The 25,172-nt window shown below is 73.1% G+C and carries 25 protein-coding genes; 7 read left to right on the top strand and 18 right to left on the bottom strand.

Going from position 1 to position 25,172, the window contains the following annotated elements; genetic code table 11:
- Positions 1–69 precede the first annotated feature (69 nt).
- Genes der through E8M80_RS05780 form a run of 3 tightly spaced genes read right to left on the bottom strand, consistent with a single transcriptional unit; the run spans position 70 to position 3,438 of the window.
- On the bottom strand, positions 70–1,425 hold the full coding sequence (gene der, locus E8M80_RS05790; RefSeq protein ID WP_137124729.1) for a ribosome biogenesis GTPase Der: 1,356 nt from the start codon (positions 1,423–1,425) through the stop codon (positions 70–72).
- Positions 1,426–1,438: 13 nt separating this feature from the next.
- A complete protein-coding gene (locus tag E8M80_RS05785; RefSeq protein ID WP_137124728.1) occupies positions 1,439–2,779 on the bottom strand; it encodes a PQQ-binding-like beta-propeller repeat protein in 1,341 nt (446 codons plus the stop codon).
- The gene (locus E8M80_RS05780; protein ID WP_240789911.1) at positions 2,779–3,438 is read right to left on the bottom strand and encodes a tetratricopeptide repeat protein; all 660 of its coding nucleotides are present in this window, start codon (positions 3,436–3,438) and stop codon (positions 2,779–2,781) included. Before E8M80_RS05780 ends, E8M80_RS05785 begins: the two co-directional genes overlap by 1 nt.
- A 98-nt stretch (positions 3,439–3,536) precedes the next feature.
- Between E8M80_RS05780 and E8M80_RS05775 the strand changes: the two genes are divergently transcribed.
- Entirely contained in the window at positions 3,537–4,295 is a 759-nt protein-coding gene (locus E8M80_RS05775; RefSeq protein ID WP_137124726.1) for a hypothetical protein, read from the top strand.
- Here E8M80_RS05775 and E8M80_RS05770 read toward each other — a convergent pair.
- The 5 genes from E8M80_RS05770 to E8M80_RS25760 all read right to left on the bottom strand — a co-directional run bounded on the left by E8M80_RS05770 (position 4,200) and on the right by E8M80_RS25760 (position 8,862).
- Positions 4,200–4,910, bottom strand: coding sequence for an SDR family NAD(P)-dependent oxidoreductase (locus tag E8M80_RS05770; RefSeq protein ID WP_137124725.1), 711 nt, complete (start codon positions 4,908–4,910; stop codon positions 4,200–4,202). The genes E8M80_RS05775 and E8M80_RS05770 overlap by 96 nt on opposite strands.
- Positions 4,911–5,060: 150 nt before the next feature.
- Complete coding sequence (purF, locus tag E8M80_RS05765; protein ID WP_137124724.1) at positions 5,061–6,521, bottom strand: amidophosphoribosyltransferase; 1,461 nt, start codon at positions 6,519–6,521, stop codon at positions 5,061–5,063.
- Positions 6,522–6,529: 8 nt separating this feature from the next.
- Positions 6,530–7,087: a CvpA family protein gene (locus tag E8M80_RS05760; RefSeq protein WP_137124723.1), complete on the bottom strand. Its 558-nt coding sequence runs from the start codon at positions 7,085–7,087 to the stop codon at positions 6,530–6,532.
- A gap of 31 nt (positions 7,088–7,118) precedes the next feature.
- Positions 7,119–8,525 (bottom strand): DNA repair protein RadA, encoded by a 1,407-nt coding sequence (gene radA, locus E8M80_RS05755; protein ID WP_137124722.1) that lies wholly within the window; start codon positions 8,523–8,525, stop codon positions 7,119–7,121.
- 76 nt (positions 8,526–8,601) lie between these two features.
- Positions 8,602–8,862: a hypothetical protein gene (locus E8M80_RS25760; RefSeq protein WP_170979210.1), complete on the bottom strand. Its 261-nt coding sequence runs from the start codon at positions 8,860–8,862 to the stop codon at positions 8,602–8,604.
- Between the two features lie 76 nt (positions 8,863–8,938).
- On the opposite strand from E8M80_RS25760, the gene E8M80_RS05750 reads away from it, so the two are divergent.
- Entirely contained in the window at positions 8,939–10,174 is a 1,236-nt protein-coding gene (locus E8M80_RS05750; RefSeq protein ID WP_170979209.1) for an O-antigen ligase family protein, read from the top strand.
- Here E8M80_RS05750 and E8M80_RS05745 read toward each other — a convergent pair.
- Genes E8M80_RS05745 through E8M80_RS05735 form a run of 3 tightly spaced genes read right to left on the bottom strand, consistent with a single transcriptional unit; the run spans position 10,162 to position 12,925 of the window.
- Entirely contained in the window at positions 10,162–11,208 is a 1,047-nt protein-coding gene (locus E8M80_RS05745; RefSeq protein ID WP_137124720.1) for a glycosyltransferase, read from the bottom strand. The genes E8M80_RS05750 and E8M80_RS05745 overlap by 13 nt on opposite strands.
- Positions 11,205–11,990, bottom strand: a complete 786-nt coding sequence (locus E8M80_RS05740; RefSeq protein WP_137124719.1) for a glycosyltransferase family 2 protein — start codon at positions 11,988–11,990, stop codon at positions 11,205–11,207. Before E8M80_RS05740 ends, E8M80_RS05745 begins: the two co-directional genes overlap by 4 nt.
- Positions 11,987–12,925: a glycosyltransferase family 9 protein gene (locus E8M80_RS05735; protein ID WP_137124718.1), complete on the bottom strand. Its 939-nt coding sequence runs from the start codon at positions 12,923–12,925 to the stop codon at positions 11,987–11,989. The genes E8M80_RS05740 and E8M80_RS05735 overlap by 4 nt, the downstream gene beginning before the upstream one ends.
- Positions 12,926–12,998: 73 nt before the next feature.
- On the opposite strand from E8M80_RS05735, the gene E8M80_RS05730 reads away from it, so the two are divergent.
- The 3 genes from E8M80_RS05730 (at position 12,999) to E8M80_RS05720 (ending at position 15,380) form a co-directional block, all read left to right on the top strand.
- Entirely contained in the window at positions 12,999–13,826 is an 828-nt protein-coding gene (locus tag E8M80_RS05730; RefSeq protein ID WP_137124717.1) for a folate-binding protein YgfZ, read from the top strand.
- Positions 13,823–14,284: an isoprenylcysteine carboxylmethyltransferase family protein gene (locus tag E8M80_RS05725; protein ID WP_137124716.1), complete on the top strand. Its 462-nt coding sequence runs from the start codon at positions 13,823–13,825 to the stop codon at positions 14,282–14,284. The genes E8M80_RS05730 and E8M80_RS05725 overlap by 4 nt, the downstream gene beginning before the upstream one ends.
- A gap of 271 nt (positions 14,285–14,555) precedes the next feature.
- The gene (locus E8M80_RS05720; RefSeq protein WP_137124715.1) at positions 14,556–15,380 is read left to right on the top strand and encodes a hypothetical protein; all 825 of its coding nucleotides are present in this window, start codon (positions 14,556–14,558) and stop codon (positions 15,378–15,380) included.
- Between the two features lie 30 nt (positions 15,381–15,410).
- Here the strand turns inward: E8M80_RS05720 and E8M80_RS05715 are convergent, their stop codons facing one another.
- The 6 genes from E8M80_RS05715 to E8M80_RS05690 form a co-directional block, all read right to left on the bottom strand.
- Positions 15,411–15,992 (bottom strand): DUF4329 domain-containing protein, encoded by a 582-nt coding sequence (locus E8M80_RS05715; protein WP_137124714.1) that lies wholly within the window; start codon positions 15,990–15,992, stop codon positions 15,411–15,413.
- A gap of 84 nt (positions 15,993–16,076) precedes the next feature.
- Entirely contained in the window at positions 16,077–18,749 is a 2,673-nt protein-coding gene (ppdK, locus tag E8M80_RS05710) for a pyruvate, phosphate dikinase (protein ID WP_137124713.1), read from the bottom strand.
- Between the two features lie 14 nt (positions 18,750–18,763).
- A complete protein-coding gene (gene glyS, locus E8M80_RS05705; RefSeq protein ID WP_137124712.1) occupies positions 18,764–20,992 on the bottom strand; it encodes a glycine--tRNA ligase subunit beta in 2,229 nt (742 codons plus the stop codon).
- Entirely contained in the window at positions 20,977–21,381 is a 405-nt protein-coding gene (locus E8M80_RS05700) for a type II toxin-antitoxin system VapC family toxin (RefSeq protein ID WP_137124711.1), read from the bottom strand. Before E8M80_RS05700 ends, glyS begins: the two co-directional genes overlap by 16 nt.
- Positions 21,378–21,638 carry a type II toxin-antitoxin system VapB family antitoxin gene (locus tag E8M80_RS05695; RefSeq protein WP_137124710.1) on the bottom strand — a complete coding sequence of 87 codons (261 nt, stop codon included), beginning with the start codon at positions 21,636–21,638 and terminating at the stop codon, positions 21,378–21,380. Before E8M80_RS05695 ends, E8M80_RS05700 begins: the two co-directional genes overlap by 4 nt.
- A 58-nt stretch (positions 21,639–21,696) precedes the next feature.
- Positions 21,697–22,560: a glycine--tRNA ligase subunit alpha gene (locus tag E8M80_RS05690; protein ID WP_137124709.1), complete on the bottom strand. Its 864-nt coding sequence runs from the start codon at positions 22,558–22,560 to the stop codon at positions 21,697–21,699.
- A gap of 82 nt (positions 22,561–22,642) precedes the next feature.
- On the opposite strand from E8M80_RS05690, the gene E8M80_RS05685 reads away from it, so the two are divergent.
- A complete protein-coding gene (locus tag E8M80_RS05685) occupies positions 22,643–23,056 on the top strand; it encodes a ketosteroid isomerase-related protein (RefSeq protein WP_137124708.1) in 414 nt (137 codons plus the stop codon).
- A gap of 163 nt (positions 23,057–23,219) precedes the next feature.
- Complete coding sequence (locus tag E8M80_RS05680) at positions 23,220–24,305, top strand: M20 family metallopeptidase (protein WP_240789910.1); 1,086 nt, start codon at positions 23,220–23,222, stop codon at positions 24,303–24,305.
- Here the strand turns inward: E8M80_RS05680 and E8M80_RS05675 are convergent.
- Positions 24,300–25,115, bottom strand: a complete 816-nt coding sequence (locus tag E8M80_RS05675; RefSeq protein ID WP_137124706.1) for a S49 family peptidase — start codon at positions 25,113–25,115, stop codon at positions 24,300–24,302. The two genes, E8M80_RS05680 and E8M80_RS05675, sit on opposite strands and share 6 nt — an antisense overlap.
- Positions 25,116–25,172: the final 57 nt, after the last annotated feature.

The raw sequence follows: 25,172 nt of genomic DNA, 5'->3' as shown, positions 1-25,172 counted from the left end.
CGCGGGAGATTGCGGCAAGATATTCAACCAATTGGTAAACGCGGTCGCGCCATACGCCCCATGCCCGCGCTAGGCTTCCTCGGCGTAGGGGTTCTTCGTGCCGCGCATCTGCAGCCGGATCGGCACGCCGGGCATGGCGAAGGCCTCACGGAAGCCGTTCACGAGGTAGCGGCGGTAATCCTCGGGCAGGTCCTCGGCGCGGGTGCCGAACACCGCGATCGTCGGCGGGCGGGCCTTGGGCATGGTGGCATAGCGCAGCTTCACGCGACGGCCGTTGACGGCCGGCGGCGGGTGGCGCGACAGCGCGCCCTCGAGCCAGCGGTTCAGCTCGCCCGTGCCGATGCGCCGGTTCCACAGCGCATGGGCCGCGCGCACGGCGGGCATCAGCTTGTCCACCCCGCGGCCCGTCTGCGCCGAGAGCGGCACGACCGGAATGCCCCGCAGCTGCGCCAGCGACGCGGTCAGCACGTCGTCGAGCCGCCTGCGGCAGGCGGCGCGGTCCTCGACCGCGTCCCACTTGTTGAAGGCGATGACGACGCCGCGGCCCTCGCGCTCGGCCAGACGGGCGATGCGAAGGTCCTGCTCGTCCATGCCGAGCAGCGCGTCCACCACCAGGATGACGACCTCGGCCTCCTTCAGCGCGCCGAGGGTGGAGGCGACCGACATCTGCTCCAGCCGCTCCGCGATGCGGGCCTTCTTGCGCATCCCCGCGGTGTCCACCAGGCGCACGCGGCCGCCGGTCGCGTCGCGCCATTCGACCGCGACGGCATCGCGCGTGAGCCCGGGCTCGGGGCCCGTGATCATGCGCTCCTCGCCGATCAGGGCGTTGAGCAGCGTGGACTTGCCGGCATTGGGGCGGCCGACGATGGCGAGGCGCAGCGGCCGGTCGGGGTCCGCCGCGGCGGCTTCCTCCTCATCCTCCTCGGGCGCCTTGCCGAGCGCCTCGGCGACCGCCTCGTGCAGCGCGCCCAGGCCTTCATTGTGCTCGGCGCTGACCGCGATCGGCGTGCCGAGGCCGAGCTCGAAGGCCTCCATCGCCGCTGCCGCGCCGCCGCGGCCCTCGGCCTTGTTCGATACCAGCAGCACGGGCACCGAGGCGCGCCGCAGCCAGGCGGCGAAGGCGCGGTCGGCCGGCGTCAGGCCGCTGCGCGCATCGACCACGAACAGCACGAGGTCGGCGGCGCGCAGCGCGGCCTCGGAACTCGCGCGCATGCGGCCGGCCACGGTATCGGGCGGCGCTTCCTCGAGCCCCGCCGTGTCCACCAGCAGCACATCCCACCCGCCGATCAGGGCCGGGGTGTCCTTGCGGTCGCGCGTCACCCCCGGCGTGTCGTCCACGATCGCGATCCGCCGCTGCGCCAGGCGGTTGAACAGCGTGGACTTGCCGACATTCGGCCGGCCGAGGATGACGATCCGGGGGGTCATGGCAGGGGCGCGGTCAGCCGCCGCCGGCGAAGGCGAGCAGAGTCGCGTCGTCGGTCGCCGCCAGCAGCAGGTTGCCCGCCACGATCGGCTGCAGCGTCAGCGCGCCGGGCAGCGATGTGCGCCCGGTGACGGCGCCGCTGCCGGGGTCGATCGAGACGAGTTCCGCCCGGCTGGTGCCGACCAGCAGCCGCCCGCCCGCCAGCAGGGGGGCCGAGAGGGCGATCCGTTCCGCCGGCCGGCTGCCGCGCGGCGCCGGGCGGAGCGAGGTCGCCCAGCGCACCTGCCCGCTGTCCCGCGCGATGGCCGCGACCTGGCCGGAATCATTGGTCAGGAACACCCACTCCCCGGCGACCCAGGGGGCTTCCGTGCCCGCCGTCTCCTGTTCCCAGAGCCGGCGGCCCGAGCGGAGGTCCACGCAGATCCCGAGCCCGCCCACGCCGATCGCCACGACGCGCCCGCCGCTGATGACGGGCGCGGCCCGCACGCCCGAGATGTCGGCCAGCGTGATGCTGCCCTGCATCGCCAGGCTCTCGCTCCAGAGCACGCGGCCGTCGCTGGCGCGGAGCGCGAACAATTCGCCGGACGGGAAGCCGGCCACGACCGTGTCGCCCTCCACTGCCGGGGCGGGCAGGCCGAGCGGCAGCGTCGTGACGGCGGCCGCGCGATGCGTCCAGAGCCGCCGGCCGTCGTCGACGGCATGGGCGATCAACTGGCTGGAGACGGTCGGCACGAGGACGCGGCCGTCCGCGACGGTCGGCGCGCCGCGCGCGGGCGCCGGCAGGTCGACGCGCCAGCGCACGCTGCCGTCCGCCACGTTCAGCGCCAGCAGTTCCGCAAGCCCGGTCGAGACGAACAGCGTCTCGCCGCCAAGCGCCAGGCCCGCGCCGAGCGCGCCGGTGCGATCGCCCTCCCGTCGCGAATCCATGCGCCAGCGACGACCGCCCGACGCCAGGTCGAAGGCCGAGACGCTCCCGAAGGCATCCGCCACATAGGCGCTGCCGCCCCCTGCGACGGGGCCCGAGAGAAGCCGCTGCCGGTAGCCCGTGCCGCTGCCGAAGCCGCTCCGCCAGGACTGGGCGAGCGTCGCGCCGAGCGCCGGGTGGCCGCCGGCATGGGCGGCGTCCCCGCCGGCCTGGGGCCAGTCGGCGCGTGGGCTGGGCGGCGGCAGCACGACCGTCAGGCCCTGGGCCGCCGCATCGGCTTCGAGCGTGCGCTCGGGCACGGTCACGACGGGCAGGCGCTCGCCCGGGAAGGGCGGGCGCTTCTCCCCGAAGATGTTGTCGATGGTCTCGCAGCCCGCGAGCAGCCCGGCGGTGCCGAGCAGCGCGGCGCGGCGCGTGAGGCGGCCGGCCATCAGCCCGCCAGCCCCGAGGCGATGCGCCCCGCTCGGTCGCGGATGCTGCGCGGCGCGGTCACGTCGGCGGCGAGCGCCTCCAGCGCGCGGCGCGCCTCATCCCGCTGGCCGGCGCGGATCGCGACGAGCGCGGCCAACTCCCGCGCCGAGGCGCTCCAGGGCCCATCGGGCCGCGCCAGCGGCGCGACGCGCGCGGCGAGCACCGCGGGGTCGGCGGTGTCGAGCGCGCGCAGCACCCACATCAGCGAGGCGAGGTCGCGGTAAAGCGCATCGACGGAGGTGTCGGCCGCGATGCGGTCGTACATCGCGAGCGCCGCTTCGCGATCCCCCGTATGGGCCTTGAGCGCGGCGGCGCGCAGCAGCGCGACGGTGCGGTAGCCCGAGGGGCCCTCGGCGGCCAGCGCCTCGAAGCGCGACGCGATGGCGGGCAGGTCGGCACCCTCGGCCTCGGCGGCGCGATGGGCGGCCATGAAGGCGGCGGCGGCGGCCTCGCGGTTCCGCGTCTCGTACCATTGCCAGCCCTGCCAGCCGGCGAGGCCCGCGACGAACAGCAGCGCCGCGCCGATGATGGGCGTGCCGAAGCGCTGCCACATCCGTCGGGCGCGTTCGGCGCGGAGATCCTCCTCCACCTCGTCGAAGATGTCGGGCAAATGCGGCACCCCTGGTTGTGCGGGCCGGCGCGGTCGCGGCCGGAAAGGGGCCGGACCATACAGCCCCGTTGGCGGGGCGTTAAGCCCGGCGGGGCTCATCTGCCGCCATGCGAGGCCTTATCCTGCTGCTTCTTGCGATCCTGCCGGGGTGCGGGGCGGTCGGCGCCCCCGGGGCGCCCCTGCTGGCCGGGGCCGCAGTGGTCGAGGGGGTGGCGCTGCGCGCCTTCGGACGCACCACGGGGGATGCGATCGTCTCGCTCGTGACCGGCGAGGATTGCTCGATCACCCGGATCGGCCGTGGCGAGGCCTATTGCGACCCCAACCTGCCGCCGCCGCCCCAACCGGTCTGCACGCGGAGCCTCGGCGCCGTGGATTGCTGGACGGTGCCGCCGGCCGCCTGGCCGCCATACCGCGGCGTCGCCGACGGGCCGGCCACCCTGACCGAGGCGCAGGAGAATCTGAGGATCGGCTGGCCGCGGCGGTTGCTGCGCGCCGCGACGCCACCCGAGACCGCGCCGGCGGCAGAACCCGTCACGCCCGTCGCGGTGATCGCCCCGGCCGCGCCGCTGCCGGCCGAGACACCGCCGCCCACCGCGCGTCCCGAGCCCGCCCCGCGGCCGGCGGCGCGCGCCCGTCCCGCGGCGGCACAAACCCCCGCAGCCCGTGGCAGCCCGCCGGTCCCGGTCATCGAGCCCGCGCCCTTGCCGCCGGGGCCGGGCGCCGGCACCACCGCCGCCGCGGCCGCCGCGGCGGCGATCGCGCGGCCGGCCTCAGCCCAGCCGGATGGTCGCGCCGTGCCGTTCCTCCCCCGGGCCGCAGAGGGCGGCGATGGCGGGGGCGACCTCGGCGGGGCCGGGCAGCGTTGAGGGGTCCTCCCCCGGCATCGCCTGGGCGCGCATCTGCGTCGCCACGAGGCCGGGATCGACCAGGTTGGCGCGGATCGGACTGCCCTCGACCTCCTGCGCCCAGGTCAGCACGAGGTGCTCCATGCCCGCCTTGGTCGCGCCATAGGCGCCCCAATAGGCGCGCGGGTGCTGCACCCGCCCGCTGGTCAGGAACACCGCGCGGCCCGCCGGCGCATGGCGGAGCGGCGGCTCGGCGGTGCGGATCAGGCGCCAGGCCGCGGTCAGGTTCACGCCGACCACGTCGCCCCAGTCCTTCGGCGTGATGTGCGAGACCGGCGTCAGCGTGCCGAGCGCGCCGGCATTGTGGACGAGAATGTCTAGGCGGCCGAAGCGCTCGACGACCGAGGGGCCGATCATGTCGATCCGGTCGGCCTGCTTCACGAGGTCGAGCACGAGCAGCGTGGCCGGCTTGCCGCCGGCGGCGCGGATCGCGTCGTCGGTCTCCTCGAGCCCGCCCTGGGTGCGGGCGACCAGCACGCATTGCGCGCCACGGCGGGCGAGTTCGACCGCGAGGGCGGCGCCGATGCCGCGCGAGGCGCCGGTGATGAGGGCGACGTAATCGGTGAGGTCGGTCATCGGGGAGGAATCCTGAAGGAAGGTCGGGGGAGGGGAACCTCCCCGATCCCCCGCCCTTCTTTGACACCTGGCGCCGGTCCCGGGGGGCGGCGCCAGGTGTCAAAGAAGGTTGAGGGGGGTGCGGGGGGAGAAGTTCCCTTCTCCCCTCGGCTACTGCCCTGCGGGTTGCAGCAGCGAGAGCTGCCGGTCCGAATTGTCCCGCCAGTCCGTCAGCGGGATGGCGTAGTCGCCCGTGAAGCAGGCATCGCAGTATTGCGGCTTCGCGGCATCGCGCCCCGGCTGGCCGAGCGCGCGGTAGAGCCCGTCGAGCGAGATGAAGGCGAGGCTGTCCACGCCGATGATGCGCGCCATCTCGGCCACGTCGTGCTTGGCCGCCATGAGTTCCGCGCGTTCCGGGGTGTCGATGCCATAGTAGCAGGAATGCGTGGTGGGCGGGGAGGAGATGCGCATGTGCACCTCCTTCGCGCCGGCCTGGCGGACCATCTCGACGATCTTGCGGCTGGTCGTGCCGCGGACGATCGAATCGTCCACCAGGATGACCCGCCGCCCCTCCAGGATCGGCTTGTTGGCCGAATGCTTCAGCTTCACGCCGAGATGGCGGATCTGGTCGGTCGGCTCGATGAAGGTGCGCCCGACATAGTGGTTGCGGATGATGCCGAGCTCGAACGGGATGCCCGCTTCCGCCGCGTAGCCCATGGCGGCCGGCACGCCGGAATCGGGCACGGGAACCACCACATCGGCCACCACGCCGGATTCGCGTGCGAGTTCGGCGCCGATCCGCTTGCGCGTGTCGTAGACGGGCGTGCCTTCCATGACCGAATCCGGCCGCGCGAAATAGATGTACTCGAAGATGCAGAAGCGGCCCTCGCTGCGGCCGAATGGCTTCACGCTGCGCACGCCGCTGTCGTCGATGACGACGATCTCGCCCGCCTCGATGTCGCGCACGAACTCGGCGCTGACGATATCCAGCGCACAGGTCTCGGACGCCAGGACGTAGCCGCCATTGACCAGCCGGCCGAGCACGAGCGGACGCACGCCCAGCGGGTCGCGCGCGCCGATCAGCGCGCCGTTGTGCAGCGCCACCAGCGAATAGGCGCCCTGCACCTGCTTCAGCGCGTCGATCAGCCGGTCGAGCACCGTGGAATAGAGGCTGATGGCGATGAGGTGGATGAACACCTCGCTGTCCGTCGTGCTCTGGAACAGGCAGCCGCGTCGAACCAATGCACGTTTCAGCACGTGCGAATTCGTCAGGTTGCCGTTGTGCGCCACCGCGAAGCCGCCGAACTCGAAATCGGCGTAGAGCGGCTGCACGTTGCGCAGCGCCGTCTCCCCGGTCGTGGCGTAGCGGTTGTGCCCGACCGCCGCGCCGCCGCGAAGCGAGGCGATGATCTTCGCCTCCCCGAAATTGTCGCCGACGAGCCCGAGGCCCTTGTGGGCGTGGAACAGCCCGCTTTCGTCCAGCGTGACGATGCCGGCGGCCTCCTGGCCGCGATGCTGCAGCGCATGCAGGCCGAGCGCGGTGAGCGCCGCGGCGTCGCCGCCGTTCCAGACGCCGAACACGCCGCATTCCTCATGCGGCTTGTCGTCGTCCAGCTGGTGGGTCGGGTCCATGGCGGTCCTCAATTCGTGCGCGCGGGCGGGCGCAGCAGGTCGTCGACACTGGGGCCGGGCGGCGCGGGCGGCTCCACCAGGCGCGGGCGATACTCGGCGGGCACCCGCTCGACCACGGCGCGCGCGCCGGAGGCGACGAAGGGAAGGCTGCGCGCCTGCTTCACGGCATCGGGCCAGGCGCCGGTCTCGGGGGCGAACATCCCGGCCATGATATAGGCAGCCACCAGCACCACCGCACCCCGTGCCGCGCCGAACAGCAGGCCGAGCACGCGGTCGACGCCGCCAAGCGACGATTCCTGCACGTAGTCCGCGAGCAGGTTGCTCAGCAGCTTGAGGACGATCAGCGCCACCAGGAACACGACGCCCGCGCCCGCCACATCGGCGATCCAGGGCGGGTCGATCAGCCCCTGCGTGTAGGGCAGCAGATAGGGCCGCGCGAAGAAGCCCGCCGCCGCCGCGCCCAGCCAGGCGCCAAGGCTCAGGACTTCCCGCACCAGGCCACGAAAGAATGCGATGCCCGCCGAAACCAGCACCACCGCCGCAACGGCGCCGTCTACCCAGGTCATGGCCTCCCTATAGCGGCGGCCTCCCGCCGCGTCACGGCCCCGGCGGCCGCGCCTTGACCGACTTCTCGGCGAAAACCGCGACGAGGTCCGCGAGGTGCCCGGTCTCGTGCAGCGCCATGCCCGCGGGGGGCGCGGCGGGCTTGGCGCCGCGCGCCACGCGCCGCGGCAGCGTCGCCGCCGCGAAGCCGAGCTTGGCGGCTTCCCGCAGCCGCGCCTCGGCCTGTGACACCTGCCGCACCTCCCCGGACAGCCCGACCTCACCGAAATAGACCGCGCCGGCGTCGGTCGGCCGGTCGGTCGCGGCCGAGACCAGCGCCGCGGCCACGGCGAGGTCCGCGGCGGGTTCCGTGATGCGCAGGCCGCCGGCGATGTTCAGGTAGACGTCGTTCTGCCCGAGCGTGAGCCCGCAGCGTGACTCCAACACCGCGAGCAGCATCGACAGCCGCCCGGAATCCCACCCCACCACCTGCCGCCGCGGCGTGCCGCCCGAACTGGGGGACAGCAGCGCCTGGATCTCGACCAGCACCGGGCGCGTGCCCTCGATCCCCGCGAAGACCGCGCTGCCCGAGACATTGCCCCGGCGTTCCGCCAGGAACAGGGCCGAGGGGTTGGCGACCTCCATCAGCCCCGTCCCCGTCATCTCGAAGACGCCTATCTCGTCGGTCGCGCCGAAGCGGTTCTTGACGGCGCGCAGGATGCGGAACTGATGGCCGCGGTCGCCTTCGAAATAGAGCGTGGCATCCACCATGTGCTCCAGCACCCGGGGGCCGGCGAGCGTCCCTTCCTTCGTCACGTGCCCGACCAGCACGATCGCGAAGCCGCGCGCCTTGGCCAGCCGGATCAGCTCCGCCGCGCAGGCGCGCACCTGCGCCACCGTCCCGGGCGCGGAATCGAGCGCGTCGAGCCAGACCGTCTGGATGCTGTCGATCACGACCAGCGCCGCGTCGGCCTCCTGCTCCAGGCTGGCGACGATGTCGCGCAGCGCCGTCGCCGCCGCCAGCGCCATCGGGCTGTCCGTCAGCCCGAGCCGGGCGGCGCGCAGCCGCACCTGCTCGACCGCTTCCTCGCCCGAGATGTAGAGCACGCGCCGCCCGGCCGAGGCCACGCGCGCGGCCGCCTGCAGCAGGATGGTGGACTTGCCGATCCCCGGATCGCCGCCGACCAGCACCGCCGAGGCCGCGACCAGCCCGCCGCCCAGCACGCGGTCGAGTTCAGCAATGCCGGTCGGGATGCGGGGCGGCGGCGCGCTGCTGCCCTTCAGCCCCACGAATTCCACGCGCCGCCCACCGCCGGCCTTGGCGGCGGGGCCGGGGCCGCGCGGCGCCGGGGCTTCCTCGGCCAGCGTGTTCCATTCGCCGCAGGCTTCGCAGCGGCCCTGCCACTTCGGGTGGACGGCGCCGCAGGCCTGGCAGACGAAGCGGGTCTTGTCGCGGGCCATGGCGACTCGGGGCGCTCCCTTGCTGGTGGCCGCCCCGGTGTGCGGCTTTTCCGCCCGTGCGGGAAGCGCCCGCGCATCAGCGCCGGGTGCGCTCCGTCAGGTAGTCCAGGATCGCCGGCTTGGCGTCGTCGCAATGACAGGGATGGCGGTCCATGAAGGCGGCGATCCAGGCCCGGCGCTCCGCCTCGGGCAGGCGCGGGACGGCGCGCAGCACCCGCGCCTCGGACGTGTGGCAGCCGCCGCCGCAGCCCCGTGCGAAAGCCTCGGCGCCGGATTGCGCGGCGGCCGGCCAGGGCAGCAGCAGGGCCAGCAGCGGCAGGATGCGGTGCGGAGCCATGGCGCGATCTCCTCGGTCGCCCTGGACAGGCCCGGACCGCCATGCTTCCACGGCGACCCCTGCCGCGGGAATAGCCGTGACCACCGACGTGAAGGCCGCGCAGGCCCCGAGCCTGCCCGTCGCCATCCTCCTCATCCTCGTGCCCGTCATCGGCGTGCTGCAGTTCCGCGGCATCGCGGCGGCCAGCGCGATAGGGCTGGCCGCCGCAGTTGTGGCGCACCGGCGCGCACGCGGCGCCTGGCCATGGCCGCAACTTGACGGCCCGGTGCTGCCCCTTCTCGCCACCGCGGCCCTGGCCGTGGCCGGCGCCGCCTGGGCGCTCGACCCAGCGCGGAGCGCGATCACGGGCATGAAATTCGCCGGCTTCGTGCTGCTCGGCGCGGCGGCGGCGCGCGTCGCGGCCGAGGACCCGGCGGCGCCGCGCCTGCTGCCGCGCGCGCTGCTGCTCGGGCTGGCCTTGGCCGCGGGCCTGACCGCCGCCGACATGCTGAGCGGACACGCCATCCGCGCGACGGTGCGCGGCCTTGCCACCGCGCCGCCGGAACTGGTCTTCGGGCTGAAGCCGGCGGTCTCGGTGATCGCCGTGCTGCTGCCGCTGGCCGCCGCGCTGCCGGGCGTGCCCTGGGCGGCGCGGGCGGCGCTGGTGGCGGCGGGGATCGGCGCGGCGCTGATGGTGCCGGCGGAATCGGCGCGGATCAGCGCGGTGCTGGGCGTCGCGGTGTTCGCGCTGGCGCGGCTGGCCGGCCCGCGCCTCGGCCTGCTGGTGGGCGGGGGGATCGGCGCGGCGGTGCTGGCGGCGCCGCTGGTCCTGGCGCTGGCCCTGCCTCGCCTGCCGGCGCTCGACGGCGTGCCGCCCAGCGCCGCGCACCGCATCCTGATCTGGGACTTCGCCGCCGAGCGCATCGCCGAGAAGCCCTGGTTCGGCTGGGGCGCCGAGGCGTCGCGCACCATCCCCGGCGGGCGGGACCTGTTCGACATCGCAACGCTCGACCGCTTCGGCCTGACCTCGGAGGCGTCCCGCGCCTGGTTCGCCCGGCCGCAGCCGCAGCGCCTGCCGCTGCATCCGCACAATGCGGCGCTTCAGGTCTGGCTCGACCTCGGAGCCGCGGGGGCGGTGCTGGCGCTGTGGCTTGCGCTCGCGCTCGGCCTGGCGGCGGCGCGGCACGGCGCCGGCGCGGTCGGCGCGCTCGCGGCCGGCGCGGTGACGGGGATGCTCTCCTACGGGCTCTGGCAGGAATGGTGGATCGGCTTCGCGCTGCTGGTCGCGGCGGCGTTGCCGGGCCTTTCGCCGCGGCGCGATCAGCCGGGCTGAAGGCGCGCGACCAGGTCGATCCAGGCCGCGACGACGGCGCGTCGCGAATAGCGCGCCTCGAGCTGCACCGCGGCTTCCGCCGCGAGCGCCCGGGCCAGCGCGCCATCGGCCAGCACGCGGCCGAGCGCGGCAGCCAGGGCGGGCGCGTCGTCCACCGGCACGACCAGGCCGTCCCGCCCGTCCGCGATGGTGGCGGCAGGGCCTGTCGCTGCGGCGGCGACGACCGGCACGCCCGCCGCCCAGCCCTCGATCACCACGGTACCGAAGGGCTCGTAGCGCGACGGCACGGCGAGCACGTCCGCAGCCCGCAGCAGCGCCCCCCGGTCGTCCCGCCAGCCCAGCAGGTGCACGCGCGCCGCGATGCCGAGCGCGGCCGCCTGATGGCGGAGCGCGGCGTCGAGCTCCCCCTCCCCCGCCAGCCAGAGATGCACGTCCTCCGGCAGCGCCGCGACGGCGGCCAGAAGCGTGTCGAGTCCCTTCTTCGGATGCAGCCGCGCGAGGCAGAGCACGATCCGCGCGCCCGGCGGCGTGCCGAAGATGTCGCGCGGCAGGGCGGGCGCATCCTCGAGCTGCGCGAAGGTCGGGATCAGCGACAGGGTCGAGGGATCGGCGCCGCGCGCCAGCATGTCGCCCTGCATGTGCGGCGTGATGGCCACGAGATGCCGGCAGGCGCGGTAGCGCTTGAGGTCGTAGTAGCCGCCGAACCACCCGATCGCGCCCTCGGGCGCGATGCGGGCCGCGCGGCCCATGTAGGCCGCGACCAGCGCCGGCTTTTCCCGCGCGATGATGCGCGCGAGCCGCCAGCGGCCGAGCGGCGGCGGCAGCGCGAAGGCGAGGCGTTCCTCGATGACCGTGAGGCCCGCGTCGCGCAGCCGCGCGACGCGCTCGGGCCAGGGCCGCGTCACGATCACCTGGCGAAGCCCCGCCTCGTGCAGCGCGACGAACAGGTCGGCGGTGAAGGTCTCGGCGCCGCCGTGCCGGGCGCCGGCCACCACCTGCATGACCGGGCCGAGCGCGCGCGGGTCGGGGTTCACCCGGGCTTCCCGCCGTGCCGCTCGGGCTCGAGCCGCGCCTTGAGGTAGGAGAGCAGCGGGAACGACGCCGCGCAGAAGGCGATCATCACGCCCCAGGCGCCTTCCTTGTAGCCCTTGCGGCTGACATAGGCCTTGAAGGCGCGGCTGACGAAGCGGCGGAGGTTGCCACGCAGCGTGCCGATGTCCCCGCTCGCGATCAGGTCGGCCGCCTTGGCGCTGGAATAGCTGTCGAGCCGACGCAGCATGTCGGACAGGTTCCGGTCGACATGATGCTCGAGCGCGCCCTGGGTGATCTTCGGCCCCTGGCTGCCGGTCCATTCCAGGGCGGGATGCACGCGCTGCCGGCCCCAGCGCTTGGTGCCCCTGCGGAACAGCCGCGGCACCGACGACGTCCCGAAGGACCCCGCCCAGCCGTGGCGGATGAGTTTCCCGGCCACGTAGTTGTCGACCGGCACCTGGTGCCAGGCGTGGTTGCTGGTGGCGATGGTCCGGCGCACCGCCTTGGCCAGCGGCGGCTCCACCCGCTCGTCGGCGTCCACCTCCAGGATCCAGTCGCCGGTGCAGGCGTCGATGCCGGTGTTGCGGCGGTCGCCCTCCAGTTCCCAGGCACCCTCGATGACGCGGGCGCCGGCGGCGCGGGCGATCTCGGCGCTGCGGTCGGTGGTGCGGTCGAGAACGACCACGATCTCGTCGGCGAAGGCGCAGGAGGCGAGGCAGTCGGGCAGCCGCTCCTCCTCGTTGCGGGCGACGATGAGGGCGGAGAGGCTCGGCGCGTCGGTCATGCCGCCACCTCGCCCAGTTCGACCGGGTCCGGACGGGCGAGCAATGCGGCGGCGGCCTCAGCCACCCGCGTCGCGGTCAGCGCGCCCATCGGCGCCGCACCCGGCGGCCCCTTGGCCAGCACGGCCAGCGCCCTGAGCCCGACCGGCGCGTATTCCGAGGCGGGCGTCGGGCCGAACAGGCCGATGGTCGGCGTGCCGGTGGCGGCCGAGAGGTGCATCAGCCCTGAATCATTGCCGACGAAGAGGCTGCTCCGCGCCAGGACCGCCGCCGCCTCCGGCAGGTCGAGCACGCCAACCAGGTCCGCCGCCCCGGGCAGCGCCGCCAGCACCGGGGCGGCCATGGCGCGTTCCTGCTCCCCCGGGCCGCCGAGCACCGCGATGCGCGCCCCTTCCAGCACGCCGCCGGGGCCGGTCAGCGCCTGCGCCAGGTGGATGAAGCGATCCGCCGGCCAGACCTTGCGCGGCCAATTCGCCGTCGGGCCGAGCGCCAGCACGGGGCGGGGGCCGGGCAGCAGCGCCTCGGCCCGCGCGGCGTCGTCCGGCCCGAACCACGCGACCGGACGCGGCGCAGGGCTAACGCCCAGCGTCTCCGCGATGTGCAGCAGCCGGTGGCCGGGCCGCCGTCCACCGCGCATCACGCCGCGCCGCCGCGCCCAGAGCATCCAGGCGATGGCCGAGCCGCGCAGGTCCACCACCAGGTCCCAGCGGCGGAACGCGACCTGCGCCCAGAGAGCGGGCCAATGCAGCCCCCAGCGCTTCTTCTCGATCGGGATCAGTCGCTCCAGCCCCGGCATGCGGCGGAACAGGCCCTCGGCCACGCGGCCGCAGGCGACCGTGAAGCGGGCGTCGGGGTGCTCGCGCAGCAGGTGGTCGATGAGGCCGGTGGACAGCACGGCATCGCCGATCCGGGTCGAGGTGATGAAGAGGATCTGCACGCGCGGCCTATATCACGCGCCTTTCCGACGCGGGAGGTTGCAGGCGGGCGCCGTCCGGCACAGATGGCCTGTCATGAGCATTGCCTTCCTTCCCGACCGCGGCGTGCTGGAGGTGGCCGGCCCCGACCGCGTCGCCTTCCTGCAGGGCCTGGTGTCCAACGATGTCGCCGCCATCCCTCCGGGCGGCGCCGCCTGGGCCGCGCTGCTGACGCCGCAGGGCAAGTGGCTGGCCGATTTCTTCGTCGTCGCCGCGACCGAGGATACCTTCCTGCTGGACGCGGAGGCGGCGGCGGTGCCGGGCGTCCTGCAGCGCCTCTCGCGCTTCCGGCTGCGGTCCAGGGTGACGCTGCGCGACGCCTCGGCCGACTGGCGCGTGCATGCCGCCTGGGGCACGGCGCCGGCGGCCGAGGGGATCGTCTTCGCCGACCCGCGCCTGCCGGAGGCCGGCTGGCGCGTGCTGGCCCCTGCCCCGCTGGCCACCGATGCGGCGGCGGAGGACTACGATCGCCACCGCCTGGCCCTCGGCCTGCCGGACGGCGCGCGCGACCTGGAGGCCGAGAAGTCCGTGCTGCTGGAGGCCGGCTTCGACGAACTCAACGGCGTCTCGTGGTCGAAGGGCTGCTACATGGGACAGGAGCTGACGGCGCGCACGCGCTACCGCGGCCTCGTGAAGCGCCGCCTGGTTCCCGTGGCGGTGGAGGGGAAGCTGCCGGATCGCGGCACGCCCGTGACCGACGCGGCCGGGGCGGAGGTCGGCGAGATGCGCTCGGGCCGCGACGGGCAGGGCCTCGCGCTGCTGCGGATCGATGCGCTGGACCGCGCGCCCTTCGCGGCCGGCGGCGCGCTCCTGTCCCCCCGCATCCCCGCCTGGATGCGCCTGCCGGCGCGCGAGCGGGCATGACCGCGCCCGACCATGGCCCCGGCGTTCGCATCCCGCCGCCGGTCCTGGTGGCGGCGGTGCTGGCCGTGGCCTGGGCCGGGCAGCGCTTCGTGCCGGTGCCGCTCGGCCCGCCGCTGCCGGACCTCGGCGCGCTGGTGATCTTCGCGGCCGTCGCGCTGATGGGCTGGGCGGTGCTGGTGCTGGTGCGCGCCGGCAACGACCCGCGGCCCGACAAGCCGGACACCGCGATGGTCGAGGCGGGGCCCTTCCGTTTCAGCCGCAACCCGATCTACCTCGGCCTCCTGCTGGCGGTGGCGGGCTTCGCGCTGCGCTGGGGGGACCTCTGGGGCTGGCTCGGGCTGGCGGCGAGCCACCTGTTGCTGGAACGCCTGGTGGTGGCGAAGGAGGAAGCCTACCTCGCCGGACGCTTCGGCGCGGCCTACGAGGCGTATCGGGCGCGCGTGCGGCGCTGGCTCTGAGGTCGGCCGGGTCGAGGTGATGACTTCGGACGGGTGTGGGAAGGAAGGGGGGGAGAAGAGAACTTCTCCCCCCACGCCCCCCTCAACCTTCTTTGGCATTTGGCGCCCTACCTCCCAGGACAGGCGCCAAGGAACAGAAAAAGGGAGGGGGATCGGGGGAGGTTCCCCTCCCCCCACCTTCCGAGCGCCCCCGTAGGTCGAGACCTGCGCCTTCCGGCACGAGCGCGGGATTCATCACCCGTTGACCACCCCCCGGCAGGATGTGCCGGCGATGCCCCCGCCGACCGCCCCCCGCCCGCCCGGGCCGATGCCCGCGCCCGCCGCCGCGCCGGCGCGCGCGGCGAAGCACCGGGACTTCAAGCCAGCCCTGGCGCGTGCCATGCCGCCGGCCCGGCCGACCCCCGCCCCGGCGCCCGCGCTGCGGCCCGCCGTGGCCCGGCTGCCCGCCCCGGCACCGACACCGGTTGCGATCCGCCCGACGCGGCCGTCGGAGACGCAGGCGGCCGGCCTCCGCCCGTGGGAGGCGCAGGCCAATGCCGCCTTCCGCCAGCGCATCGCGGAAGCCGAGCGCAGCGCCGAGCATGTGCGGGACGGCTACGGGCTGCGCAACGAGCGTTCCGGCGCGCTCGGCCGCTACCAGTTCCTCGCGGTGGCGCTGCGTGACATCGGCTGGATGGACGCCTCGGGCGGCTGGACCGCGGCGGCAGCGGCGCATGGCGTGGCGGACGAGGCCAGCTTCCTCGCAAGCGAGACGGCGCAGGAGGCGGCGATGACCGCCTTCCTCGCACGACAGGAGGTCATCCTGGATCGCATGGGGACGCTGGGCGCCGCCGGCACGACCGTCATGGGGCTGGACGGCCAGCCCATCGCGCTGACCGAGGGCGCGCTTGTGGCGGCCGCGCACCGGCGCGGCGCGGGGATGCTGGCGCGCTACCTGCGCCACCGGAGCGAGACGCCCGAGGCGCCGCTGACACCGGCCGAGCGCAGCGCCTTCGCCAGCATCGAGCACCGGCTGCGCGGCTTCGCCGAGGTGGCCTACACGAGCGAGCGGCCAGGCAACCGGATGATGGCGCGGCGGGGCGCACCCGCGGCGTGAATGGCCCGGATGCCGCCAGCCGCCCGGTCGTCAGCGCAGCGGCGCGTTCGGGACGCCCGTGCCAGGCGCCGCGCCGGACGGCGGTCGCTTCGGTTGCATCCCCGAGGGCGGCGGCTTCTTCCAGACCTGGATCTGCTCCTTCGCCCGCGGGGAGAAGCGCTTGATGACGGTCGCCGTCGCCAGGTAGATCGGGAAATTGTGCTGCCGCGCGGCCGTGGCGCGTCGGGCGAGGTCCATGTCGCCGTCCGAGAAATCGTCGTAGCCCATGCCGAACAGGTCACCGAGCAGGTCACCGACCGCAAGCACGGTGCGCGTTCCCTCCGACACGCCGCGCGCCGCGCTGCCGGGCAGATGCGTATGCCACATCGCCACGGGAACGCCTCCGGCCGGGACATCGGCCGTCGCGTTCTTGTAGTTGAGCGAATCCCAGGTGCCCTTGCGCACCGTCACCGAGAACATCCCGTTCGGGCGCCGGAAGACCAGGCCACCGTATTCGCGGCCCGATCGGTAGCTCGCCTCGTAATAGTAGTTCGCCGCGTACCAGACCGCGCCGAGCTCGGTCTCGGACTCATGGTCGTTGACGCCCCGCCCGTCCATCGCGAAGTCGGCCATTGCACCCTCCGGCACCTTTGCCGAAGGGTGTGTCCCACATTGCGCCTGCCGCGGCGGTGATCGGAATCACGCCGGAACGGGCGTTCAGGCCGTCCGGTCCGCGCCCCCCGAGGCCAGCGCCGCCTGCGCCGCCGCCAGCCGCGCCACCGGCACCCGGTAGGGCGAGCACGAGACGTAGTCGAGCCCGACGCTCTCGCAGAAATGGATCGAGGACGGGTCGCCGCCGTGCTCGCCGCAGATGCCGAGCTTGATGTCGCCCTTCACGCGCCGTCCCTTCTCCGACGCGATGCGCACCAGCGCGCCGACGCCGTCCGGGTCGATCGAGACGAAGGGGTCCTTCGGGAAGATGCCCTTCTCGATGTACAGCGGCAGGAACTTGCCGGCATCGTCGCGCGACAGGCCGAAGACCGTCTGCGTCAGGTCGTTGGTGCCGAAGGAGAAGAAATCCGCGGCCTCGGCGATCGCATCGGCGGTGAGCGCCGCGCGCGGCAGCTCGATCATGGTGCCGACGCTGTAGTCGATGTGATAGCCGGTCTCGGCGAAGACTTCCTGCGCCACGCGGTCGACCAGCGCGCGCGTGATCTCGAGTTCCCGGCGCGTCGCCACCAGCGGGATCATGATCTCGGGGTGGGGCGCCTTGTGCGTTTCCTTGCCGATCTGGCAGGCGGCCTCGAAGATCGCACGGGCCTGCATCTCGTAGATCTCGGGATAGGAGATGCCGAGCCGGCAGCCGCGATGGCCGAGCATCGGGTTCGCTTCGGCCAGGTCCTGTGCGCGGCGGCGCATCTCGTCCACGTTGGCGCCGAGCGAATGCGCCACTTCCGCGATCTCGTGCTCGCTGTGCGGCAGGAATTCGTGCAGCGGCGGGTCGAGCAGCCGGATCGTCACCGGCAACCCCGCCATGATGCGGAACAGGTCGACGAAATCCTGCCGCTGGAAGGGCAGCAGCCGGGCCAGCGCCACGCGGCGCCCCGCCTCTGTCTCGGCCAGGATCATCTGGCGCACGGCGCCGATGCGCTCGGGGTCGAAGAACATGTGCTCGGTGCGGCAGAGCCCGATGCCCTCGGCGCCGAACTTGCGCGCGGTCTCGGCGTCGAGCGGCGTCTCGGCATTGGCGCGGACCTTCATCCTGCGCACCTTGTCGGCCCATTCCATCAGGGTCGCGAAGTCGCCCGACAGCTGGGGCTCGATCATCGCGACGGGGCCGATGAAGACCTCGCCGGTCCCGCCATCGATCGTCAGCACCTCCCCGCCCCGGACCTGCACGCCGCCGGAGGAGAGCACCTGGTTGTTGTAGTCCACGCTGACCGCGCCGCATCCGGCCACGCAGGGCCGCCCCATGCCGCGCGCGACCACCGCGGCGTGGCTGGTCATGCCGCCGCGGGTGGTGAGGATGCCCTTGGCGGCGTGCATGCCGTGGATGTCCTCGGGCGAGGTCTCGATGCGCACGAGGATGACGCTCTCGCCCTTCTGGGCGCGCGCCTCCGCCTCATCGGCACTGAAGACGACGATGCCGGATGCCGCCCCGGGGGAGGCCGGCAGCCCCTTGGCCAGATGCTTGCGCGGCGCCTTGGGGTCGAGCGTCGGGTGCAGCAGCTGGTCGAGCGCGCCGGGGTTCACGCGCTTGACCGCCTCGGTGTGGTCGATCAGCCCTTCCCGCGCCATGTCGACGGCGATCTTGAGACTGGCGGCCGCGGTGCGCTTCCCGTTGCGGGTCTGCAGCATGTACAGCTTGTTCGACTGCACCGTGAACTCGATGTCCTGCATGTCGCGGTAGTGGCGCTCGAGCGTCTCGCGCACCTGCACGAGTTCCGCATAGGCGTTGGGCATGGCGACTTCCATGCTGCGCTCGTTCGGCTTGGCCTTCAGCTGCGCCATGGGCTGCGGCGTGCGGATGCCGGCGACCACGTCCTCGCCCTGCGCGTTGATCAGGTATTCGCCGTAGAAGATGTTCTCGCCCGTGCTCGGGTCGCGGGTGAAGCAGACGCCGGTCGCGCAGTCCTCGCCCATGTTGCCGAAGACCATGGCCTGGACGTTGACCGCCGTGCCCCATTCGGCCGGGATGTCGTGCAGGCGGCGGTAGGTGACGGCGCGCTGGTTCATCCACGACCCGAACACCGCGCCGATCGCGCCCCACAATTGCTGCCAGGGGTCCTGCGGGAAGGGCTTGCCCGTGACCTCGCGCACCATCTCCTTGTAGCCATCGACCACGCGATGCCATTCGGAGGCGGTGAGCTCGGTGTCCTCGAGCTTCCCGGTGTCGAGCTTCTCGTGCTCGATGATCTCCTCGAAGCGGTGATGGTCCACGCCGAGCACGACCGAACCGTACATCTGGATGAAGCGGCGGTAGCTGTCCCACGCGAAGCGGGCGTCGCCGGAGGCCGTCACGAGCCCTTCCACCGTCGCGTCGTTCAGGCCGAGGTTCAGCACCGTGTCCATCATGCCAGGCATCGAGACCCGCGCGCCGGAGCGGACGGAAACGAGCAGCGGCTTGTGGTGGTCGCCGAACTTCGTGCCGACCGCGTCCTCGACGCGGGCGAGGCCCGCCTTCACCTGTGCCTCGAGGTCGGCCGGGTATTCGCGGCCGTTTTCGTAGTAGGCTGTGCAGACCTCGGTCGTGATGGTGAAGCCGGGGGGCACAGGCAGGCCGATCGCGGCCATCTCGGCCAGGTTGGCGCCCTTGCCGCCGAGCAGGTCGCGCATCTCCGCGCTGCCCTCGTTGCGACCGGCTCCGAAACTGTAGACCCACTGCGTCATCGGGCGGCTTCCCCTCAGGCTTCGATCTTGGAGAAATCGGCGACCGCATCCATCGTGGCGCGGAGCCGGGCGAGTAGCTTCAGGCGGTTGCGGCGCAGTTCCGGCGCCGGGTCGTTGACGATGACCTTGTCGAAGAAGGCGTCGACCGGGGCGCGGAGCGTGGCCATCACGTCCATCGCGCGTTCGAAGTCCTCGGCGTCGAGGTCGAGCTCGATGCGGGCGGCGGCGGGTTCGAGGGCGGCGGCGAGCGCCTCCTCCTCCTGCGCCTTCAGCAAATGGTGCTCGTAGCCGGTGTCGTAAGCGTGGCCGTCGCGCTTTTCCTCGATGCGGAGGATGTTGGCGGCGCGCTTGTAGGCGGCGAGCAGGTTCGCGCCGGCGTCGGATTCGACGAAGGCGCGGACGGAATCGGCACGACGGAGCAGGCGGTTGAGGTCGTCGTCGGGGGCGGCGCCGAGGACGGCGGTGACGACGTCGTGGCGCGTGCCCTCGGCACGGAGCTGGACGCGGAGGCGGTCGGTGAGGAAGTCGAGGAGGTCGCGTGCAAGCGCCTCGGCAGACGGAAAGGCGGCCGCAAACTCGGCACGGATCCCGGCAAGCCAGACCTGCGGCTTCATCTGCATAGCGAGTTCGTTGACGTTCCCGCCTTCGCGCTCCCGGCGCTCGAGAGACTTGAGGCGCGCCTGGCCCTCGCCGGATTCGAAAGCGTGCAGACAGTCTGTGGCCACCGCAGCGTGGTGCTTGCCGATGATCCCCTTGAGGCCGATCCGCAACCCATTCTCCCGGACAATCCGGATCACGCCCAACGCGGCCCGCCGCAGCGCGAACGGATCACCGCTCCCCGTCGGCTTCTCCCCCACCGCGAAGAACCCGGCCAGCTGGTCCAACTTGTCCGCCAGCGCGACTGCAATCGCCACCGGCTCCGACGGCACCTCATCCGTCGGCCCCATCGGCCGGTAGTGCGCGGCGATCGCTTCCGCGACCGCAGGCACCTTCCCCTGGCCGAACGCGTAGTACCGCCCCATCACGCCCTGCAATTCGGGAAACTCGCCGACCATGCCCGACGCAAGGTCGGCCTTGGCGAGCCTCGCCGCCTCAGCCGCGTCGTCGGGATCGGCGCCGACCTTCTCCGCGATCAGCCGCGCCAGCCGCTCCAGCCGCGCCACCCGCTGCCCCTGCGTGCCGAGCTTGGCGTGGAACACCACGCTGTCCAGCTTCGGCAGGAAGTCCTCCAGCCGCTGCTTCCGATCCAGGTCCCAGAAGAACCGCGCATCCGAAAGCCGCGCCCGCAGCACGCGCTCGTTGCCGGCGACGATCGCCGCGCCGCCATCCGGCGCGGCGATGTTCGCCACCAGCGCGAAGCGCGCCGCAGCGCCGCCATCCGCGCGCCGCAGCGCGAAGTACCGCTGGTTCACGCGCATCGTCGTGCGCATCACCTCGGCCGGCAGGTCCATGAAGGCGTCGTCGATGCGCCCCAGCAGCGGCACCGGCCATTCGACCAGGCCCGCGACCTCGGCCACCAGCCCCTCGTCGGGCACCACGGACAAGCCTTCCGCCGCCGCCAGTGCCGCGATGCCGTCGCGGATCATCGCCGCGCGCTCGGCCGCATCGAGCACGACGTGCCGCTCGCGCAGCCCGGCCTCGTACGCCGCGAAGCCGCGCACCGCGAAGGCGCCCGGCGCCATGACGCGGTGGCCCTCGGTGAGATCGCCCGACGCCAGCCCGTGCCCGTCATCTTCCCCCGCGCGCAGATCGAAGCGCACCACCGCCCCGTCCAGCACGCAGAGGATGCGCTTGAGCGGCCGCACCCAGGTCATGCCCGACGTCCCGCCCCAGCGCATCGACTTCGGCCAGGGGAAGGCGCGGATGATGGCGGGGACGCGCTCAGCGATCACGTCCCGCGCGTGGACCGTCGTCGGCGGCTTCTCGATTGCCCAGAACGGACCCTCCTGCGTCAGCGCATCGCGCGTCGCGCCGTGCTTGCGCAGGAAGCCGTCGATCGCGGCATCAGGCGCGCCGATACGCGGACCGGGCACTCTGGAGCCAGGCGTCCCGCCGACCAGGACGATGTCCGCGACAAGGCCGATCCGCCGCGGCCCATAGATGAGCCTGGCACGATCGACTGCCGCGCCGGCATAGAAGCCGGCCAGCGCAGTCTCCACCCGGGCAGCGAGCGTATACGCAGCCTCGCGCTGCATGCGCGCCGGGATCTCCTCCGAGAACAGTTCGATCAGCAATTCGGGCACTGGATCGCCGCCTTCACGTCGGTGCGGGCGAAGTTCTCGCCCTTGAACAACAGGGGTTCGTCGCGCGCGACCGCCAGTGCATAGGCGAAGCAGTCGCCGAGGTTGAGCCCCGCGGGATGCCGCCCCTTGCCGTAGCGGCGCCAACCTTCGAGCGCCGCGCGGGCGTGCGTCTCGGTGAAGGGCACCACCTCGGCCTCCAGCGACTCCAGCAGCCGCGCGATGCGCGAGCGCACCGCCTCGCCCGCCCGGGCTTCCGCGACGATGCCGACCTCGACAAGGGTCGGCGCCGCGATGGCGACCGATGGCGCCGCGCCGAGCGCATCGCCGAAGGCGCGCGCCTCGGGCTCGTTCTGCAGTATGGCCAGCACCGCCGAGGTATCGAGGATCATCGCGGCAGGCCGTCCTCGTCATAGAGGTCGCCGTGGTCGCTGGTGCTGCCTGGCGGAAACAGCCGGGCGGCATCCTCGGCGATCGCCATGATCGCCGCGACCTTCCGCTGCCGCGCTTCGTCCCGCCGGGCCTTCTCGCGCAACAGCCGTTCGTGCACCGCCTCGCGCACCGCGCCCGTCGCGGAGGTGCCGAGCAGCACCGCCAGTTCCTTCGCCTCCGCGATCAGCGCATCGTCCTTGATGTTCAGCTGGCCCATGGCGCCCTTATGGTAGAAAGCGCATCAGTTATGGTAGAATGCCGGGCCGCGCGCAAGGTCACGCCACCTCGCCGGCCAGCCATGCCTCGCAGCAGCCCTTCGCCAGCGCCCGCACGCGGCCGATATAAGCGGCGCGCTCGGTCACGCTGATCGCGCCCCGCGCATCCAGCAGGTTGAAGCGATGCGACGCCTTGATGCACTGGTCGTAGGCCGGCAGGGCGAGGCGCCGGTCGAGCAGGGCTGCGCATTCGCGCTCCGCATCCTCGAAATGGCGGAACAGCGCGGCGACGTCGGCGTATTCGAAATTGTGCGCGCTGTATTCGCGCTCGGCGCGGAGGAACACCTCCCCATAGGTCACGCCGTCGTCGTTGAAGGCCAGGTCGTAGACGTTCTCCACGCCCTGCACATACATCGCGAGCCGCTCGAGCCCGTAGGTCATCTCGTAGGACGGCAGGTCCACGGCGATGCCGCCGACCTGCTGGAAATAGGTGAACTGGCCGACCTCCATCCCGTCGCACCAGACCTCCCAGCCCAGCCCCCAGGCGCCGAGCGTCGGGCTTTCCCAGTCATCCTCGACAAAGCGGAAATCATGCAGCGCGGGATCGAGGCCGAGCGCGCGATAGCTCGCCAGCAGCAGGTCCTGCGCATCGGCCGGCGAGGGCTTCATGATGACCTGGTACTGGTAGTAGTGCTGCAGGCGGTTTGGGTTCTCCCCGTAGCGCCCGTCCGACGGCCGGCGGGACGGCTGCACATAGGCCGCCTTCCACGGCTTCGGCCCCAGCGCGCGGAGCGTCGTCGCCGGGTGGAAGGTGCCCGCGCCCATCTCCATGTCGTAGGGCTGCAGGATCAGGCAGCCCTGGTCCGACCAGAAGCGGTGAAGGCGGAGGATGATGTCCTGGAAGCTGGGCGGCTTCTGCGGCATGGCGGTTCCGGGGGTGGTGCGGCGGCTCGATGCGCGGCACCTATAGGCGGCAGCCCCCGCCCCGGCAAGGAAACCGCCCCCGATGCACCACGCCGCCGCGCTGATCACCGCCTACCTGGACGCCTTCAACCGCGGCGACCGCGCGGCGATGCTGGCGCTGCTGGCGGATGACGTGGCGCACGACATCAACCAGGGCGGGCGGGAGGTCGGGCGCGACGCCTTCGCTGCCTTCATGGCGCGGATGGACCGCTGCTACCGGGAACGGCTGGCCGACATCGTGGTGATGGCCAGCGCCGACGGCACGCGCGCCGCGGCGGAATTCGTGGTGCATGGGGAATACCTGGCGACCGACGAAGGGCTGCCGGAGGCGCGCGGGCAGCGCTACGTGCTGCCGGCGGGCGCCTTCTTCGCGCTGCGGGACGGACGGATCGCGCGCGTGACCATGCACTACAACCTGCGCGACTGGGTGGCGCAGATCGAAGGTCGAGGGGAGTGAACTCCCCCAGATCCCCCCTCCTTCCTTCCGACTTGGCACCGGCCATCGGCGTCCGATCCCAAATCCCAACGAAGGGAGAGGGGGCGGGGGAGGTTCCCCTCCCCCGCGCTGCGTCATTCACGACCTGACCGAAGCGGCCCTGCTCTCGGCGCTCCGCGCCTGGGTGGAGATCGAGAGCCCGACCAACGACCCGGCCGGCGTGAACCGCGTGGCGGATCATGCGGAGGCGCTGCTGCGGGGCCTCGGCGCAACCATCGAACGCACGCCCGGGCACGACGGCTACGGCGACATCCTGGTGGGTCGCGTGCCGGGCACGGAGGACGGTCCGAGCCTGCTGCTGCTCGGGCACATGGACACGGTGCACCAGCGCGGGAGCTTCGCGTATCGCGCGGACGGGGACCGCGCCTACGGGCCGGGCATCTACGACATGAAGGGCGGCAATGCGATGGCGTTCGCCGCCCTACAGCACCTGCATGCGCGAGGCCGTCGCCCGCGCCTGCCGGTGAGCGTCATGATGATCCCGGACGAGGAGGTCGGCAGCCCCACCTCCCGCGCCGCCATCGAGGCGGAGGCGCTGCGCCACCGCGCCGCGCTGGTGGTCGAGCCCTCGGGCGAAGGGGGGAAGTTCACCGTCGCGCGGCACGGCATCGCGCGCTGGCACCTGCGCACGGTCGGCCGCCCCGCCCATGCCGGCGCCTACCATGCCGAGGGAAGGTCCGCCGTGCGGGAAATGGCGCACCACATCCTGGCGCTCGAGGCGCTGACCGACCATGCACGGAATTTCTACGTCAACATCGGCATCGTGCAGGGCGGCACGCATGAGAACATGGTCCCCGCCGAATGCCGCGCGGTCTGCTACGCGCTGGTGCCGAGGGCGGCGGAGGAGGCGGAACTGCGCACCGCCGTCCACGCCCTGCCGCAGCATGACCCTGATGTCGCGACCGAGGTGACGCCCGGCCTCGGCCGCCCGCCCTTCGTGAAGACCGCGGCGATCCAGGCGCTGTACGACCATGCCGCGGCGCTGGCGGCCGAATGCGGCCTGCCCTCCGCCGGGGAGCGCGTGGCCGGCGGCGGCTCCGACGGCAACTTCACCGGCGCGCTCGGCGTGCCGACGCTGGATGGCCTCGGCGTCATCGGCGGCGGGCCGCATACGCGGGAGGAGTATGTCGAACTGCGCTGCCTGGTGCCGCGCACAAGGCTGCTGGCGCGGCTGTTCGAGACGCTCGGGCCCGGCACCGCGGGGCTATAGGCCGAGCCGCGCCCAGGCCGCACGTTCCTCCACCGCAGCGGCGACCGCCGCCACGCCGTCACGCGCGCCCGGCAGCAGGCTCCAGGGGAAGGGGCGGCGACGCCCGCCGAGGCGGATGATCCGCACCTTCTCCCCGAAGCGGCGCTTCGCCTCCCCTTCCGCATCGCCGAGCGCATCGGAAAGGCCGAGTTCAACAGCCTCCCGCCCCGTCCAGAAGCGGCCGCTGAACAGCGTCGCTTCCGGCGCCTTGAAGCGATCCCCGCGCCGCGCGCGGACCCAGGCCTTGAATTCCTCGTGCAGCTTGCCGAGCAGGTCCTCGAGCCGCGCGACATCCTCCGCGCGTTCCGGCCGGAACGGATCGAGGAAGGATTTTTCGCCCCCCGCCGTGCGCAGTCGGCGCTCGACACCGAGCCGCGCGATCGCTCGGTCGAAACCGAAGCCGCCGCTGATCACGCCGATGGAGCCCAGGATCGAGGCCGGGTCGGCGACGATCTCGTCCGCCGCGCAGGCGATCCAGTAGCCGCCCGAGGCCGCCGCATCCTCGGCGACCGCGATGACCGGCACCTTCTTCTCCTCCGCGAGCCGGCGGATCTTCTGGGCGATCAGGGAGGACTGGACCGGAGAGCCGCCCGGCGAGTTCACCACGAGCATGACGGCCGCCAGGCGCCGCAGCGCGAAGGCGCGGTCGAGCACCGGCCCGATCCCGGCCGCCGAGAGGCCGCCCGAGAAGGGATCGGGCCGCGCGGCGATCAGGCCGGAGAGGCGGATGAGCGCGACGCGCGGCGGGCGATGGAACAGGGAGAATGCCATGGGGCATAGATGCCGACGACGCGCCCCGCATCAAGCCGCCTTGCCAGCGGCGCGCAT

It is taken from the genome of Roseomonas sp. HF4 (assembly GCF_005222755.1).
GTDB lineage: Bacteria > Pseudomonadota > Alphaproteobacteria > Acetobacterales > Acetobacteraceae > Neoroseomonas.
This window is presented reverse-complemented; position numbering and strand designations above follow the sequence as displayed.

Coding starts and splice junctions, on each gene's coding strand:
- der (WP_137124729.1), bottom strand. CDS start 1,425: ATGACCCCCCGGATCGTCATCCTCGGCCGGCCGAATGTCGGCAAGTCC.
- E8M80_RS05775 (WP_137124726.1), top strand. CDS start 3,537: ATGCGAGGCCTTATCCTGCTGCTTCTTGCGATCCTGCCGGGGTGCGGG.
- E8M80_RS05760 (WP_137124723.1), bottom strand. CDS start 7,087: ATGACCTGGGTAGACGGCGCCGTTGCGGCGGTGGTGCTGGTTTCGGCG.
- E8M80_RS05785 (WP_137124728.1), bottom strand. CDS start 2,779: ATGGCCGGCCGCCTCACGCGCCGCGCCGCGCTGCTCGGCACCGCCGGG.
- E8M80_RS25760 (WP_170979210.1), bottom strand. CDS start 8,862: ATGGCTCCGCACCGCATCCTGCCGCTGCTGGCCCTGCTGCTGCCCTGG.
- radA (WP_137124722.1), bottom strand. CDS start 8,525: ATGGCCCGCGACAAGACCCGCTTCGTCTGCCAGGCCTGCGGCGCCGTC.
- E8M80_RS05770 (WP_137124725.1), bottom strand. CDS start 4,910: ATGACCGACCTCACCGATTACGTCGCCCTCATCACCGGCGCCTCGCGC.
- E8M80_RS05715 (WP_137124714.1), bottom strand. CDS start 15,992: ATGGCCGACTTCGCGATGGACGGGCGGGGCGTCAACGACCATGAGTCC.
- E8M80_RS05725 (WP_137124716.1), top strand. CDS start 13,823: ATGACCGCGCCCGACCATGGCCCCGGCGTTCGCATCCCGCCGCCGGTC.
- E8M80_RS05720 (WP_137124715.1), top strand. CDS start 14,556: ATGCCCCCGCCGACCGCCCCCCGCCCGCCCGGGCCGATGCCCGCGCCC.
- E8M80_RS05700 (WP_137124711.1), bottom strand. CDS start 21,381: ATGATCCTCGATACCTCGGCGGTGCTGGCCATACTGCAGAACGAGCCC.
- E8M80_RS05685 (WP_137124708.1), top strand. CDS start 22,643: ATGCACCACGCCGCCGCGCTGATCACCGCCTACCTGGACGCCTTCAAC.
- purF (WP_137124724.1), bottom strand. CDS start 6,521: ATGGACCCGACCCACCAGCTGGACGACGACAAGCCGCATGAGGAATGC.
- E8M80_RS05675 (WP_137124706.1), bottom strand. CDS start 25,115: ATGGCATTCTCCCTGTTCCATCGCCCGCCGCGCGTCGCGCTCATCCGC.
- E8M80_RS05690 (WP_137124709.1), bottom strand. CDS start 22,560: ATGCCGCAGAAGCCGCCCAGCTTCCAGGACATCATCCTCCGCCTTCAC.
- E8M80_RS05695 (WP_137124710.1), bottom strand. CDS start 21,638: ATGGGCCAGCTGAACATCAAGGACGATGCGCTGATCGCGGAGGCGAAG.
- E8M80_RS05730 (WP_137124717.1), top strand. CDS start 12,999: ATGAGCATTGCCTTCCTTCCCGACCGCGGCGTGCTGGAGGTGGCCGGC.
- ppdK (WP_137124713.1), bottom strand. CDS start 18,749: ATGACGCAGTGGGTCTACAGTTTCGGAGCCGGTCGCAACGAGGGCAGC.
- E8M80_RS05740 (WP_137124719.1), bottom strand. CDS start 11,990: ATGACCGACGCGCCGAGCCTCTCCGCCCTCATCGTCGCCCGCAACGAG.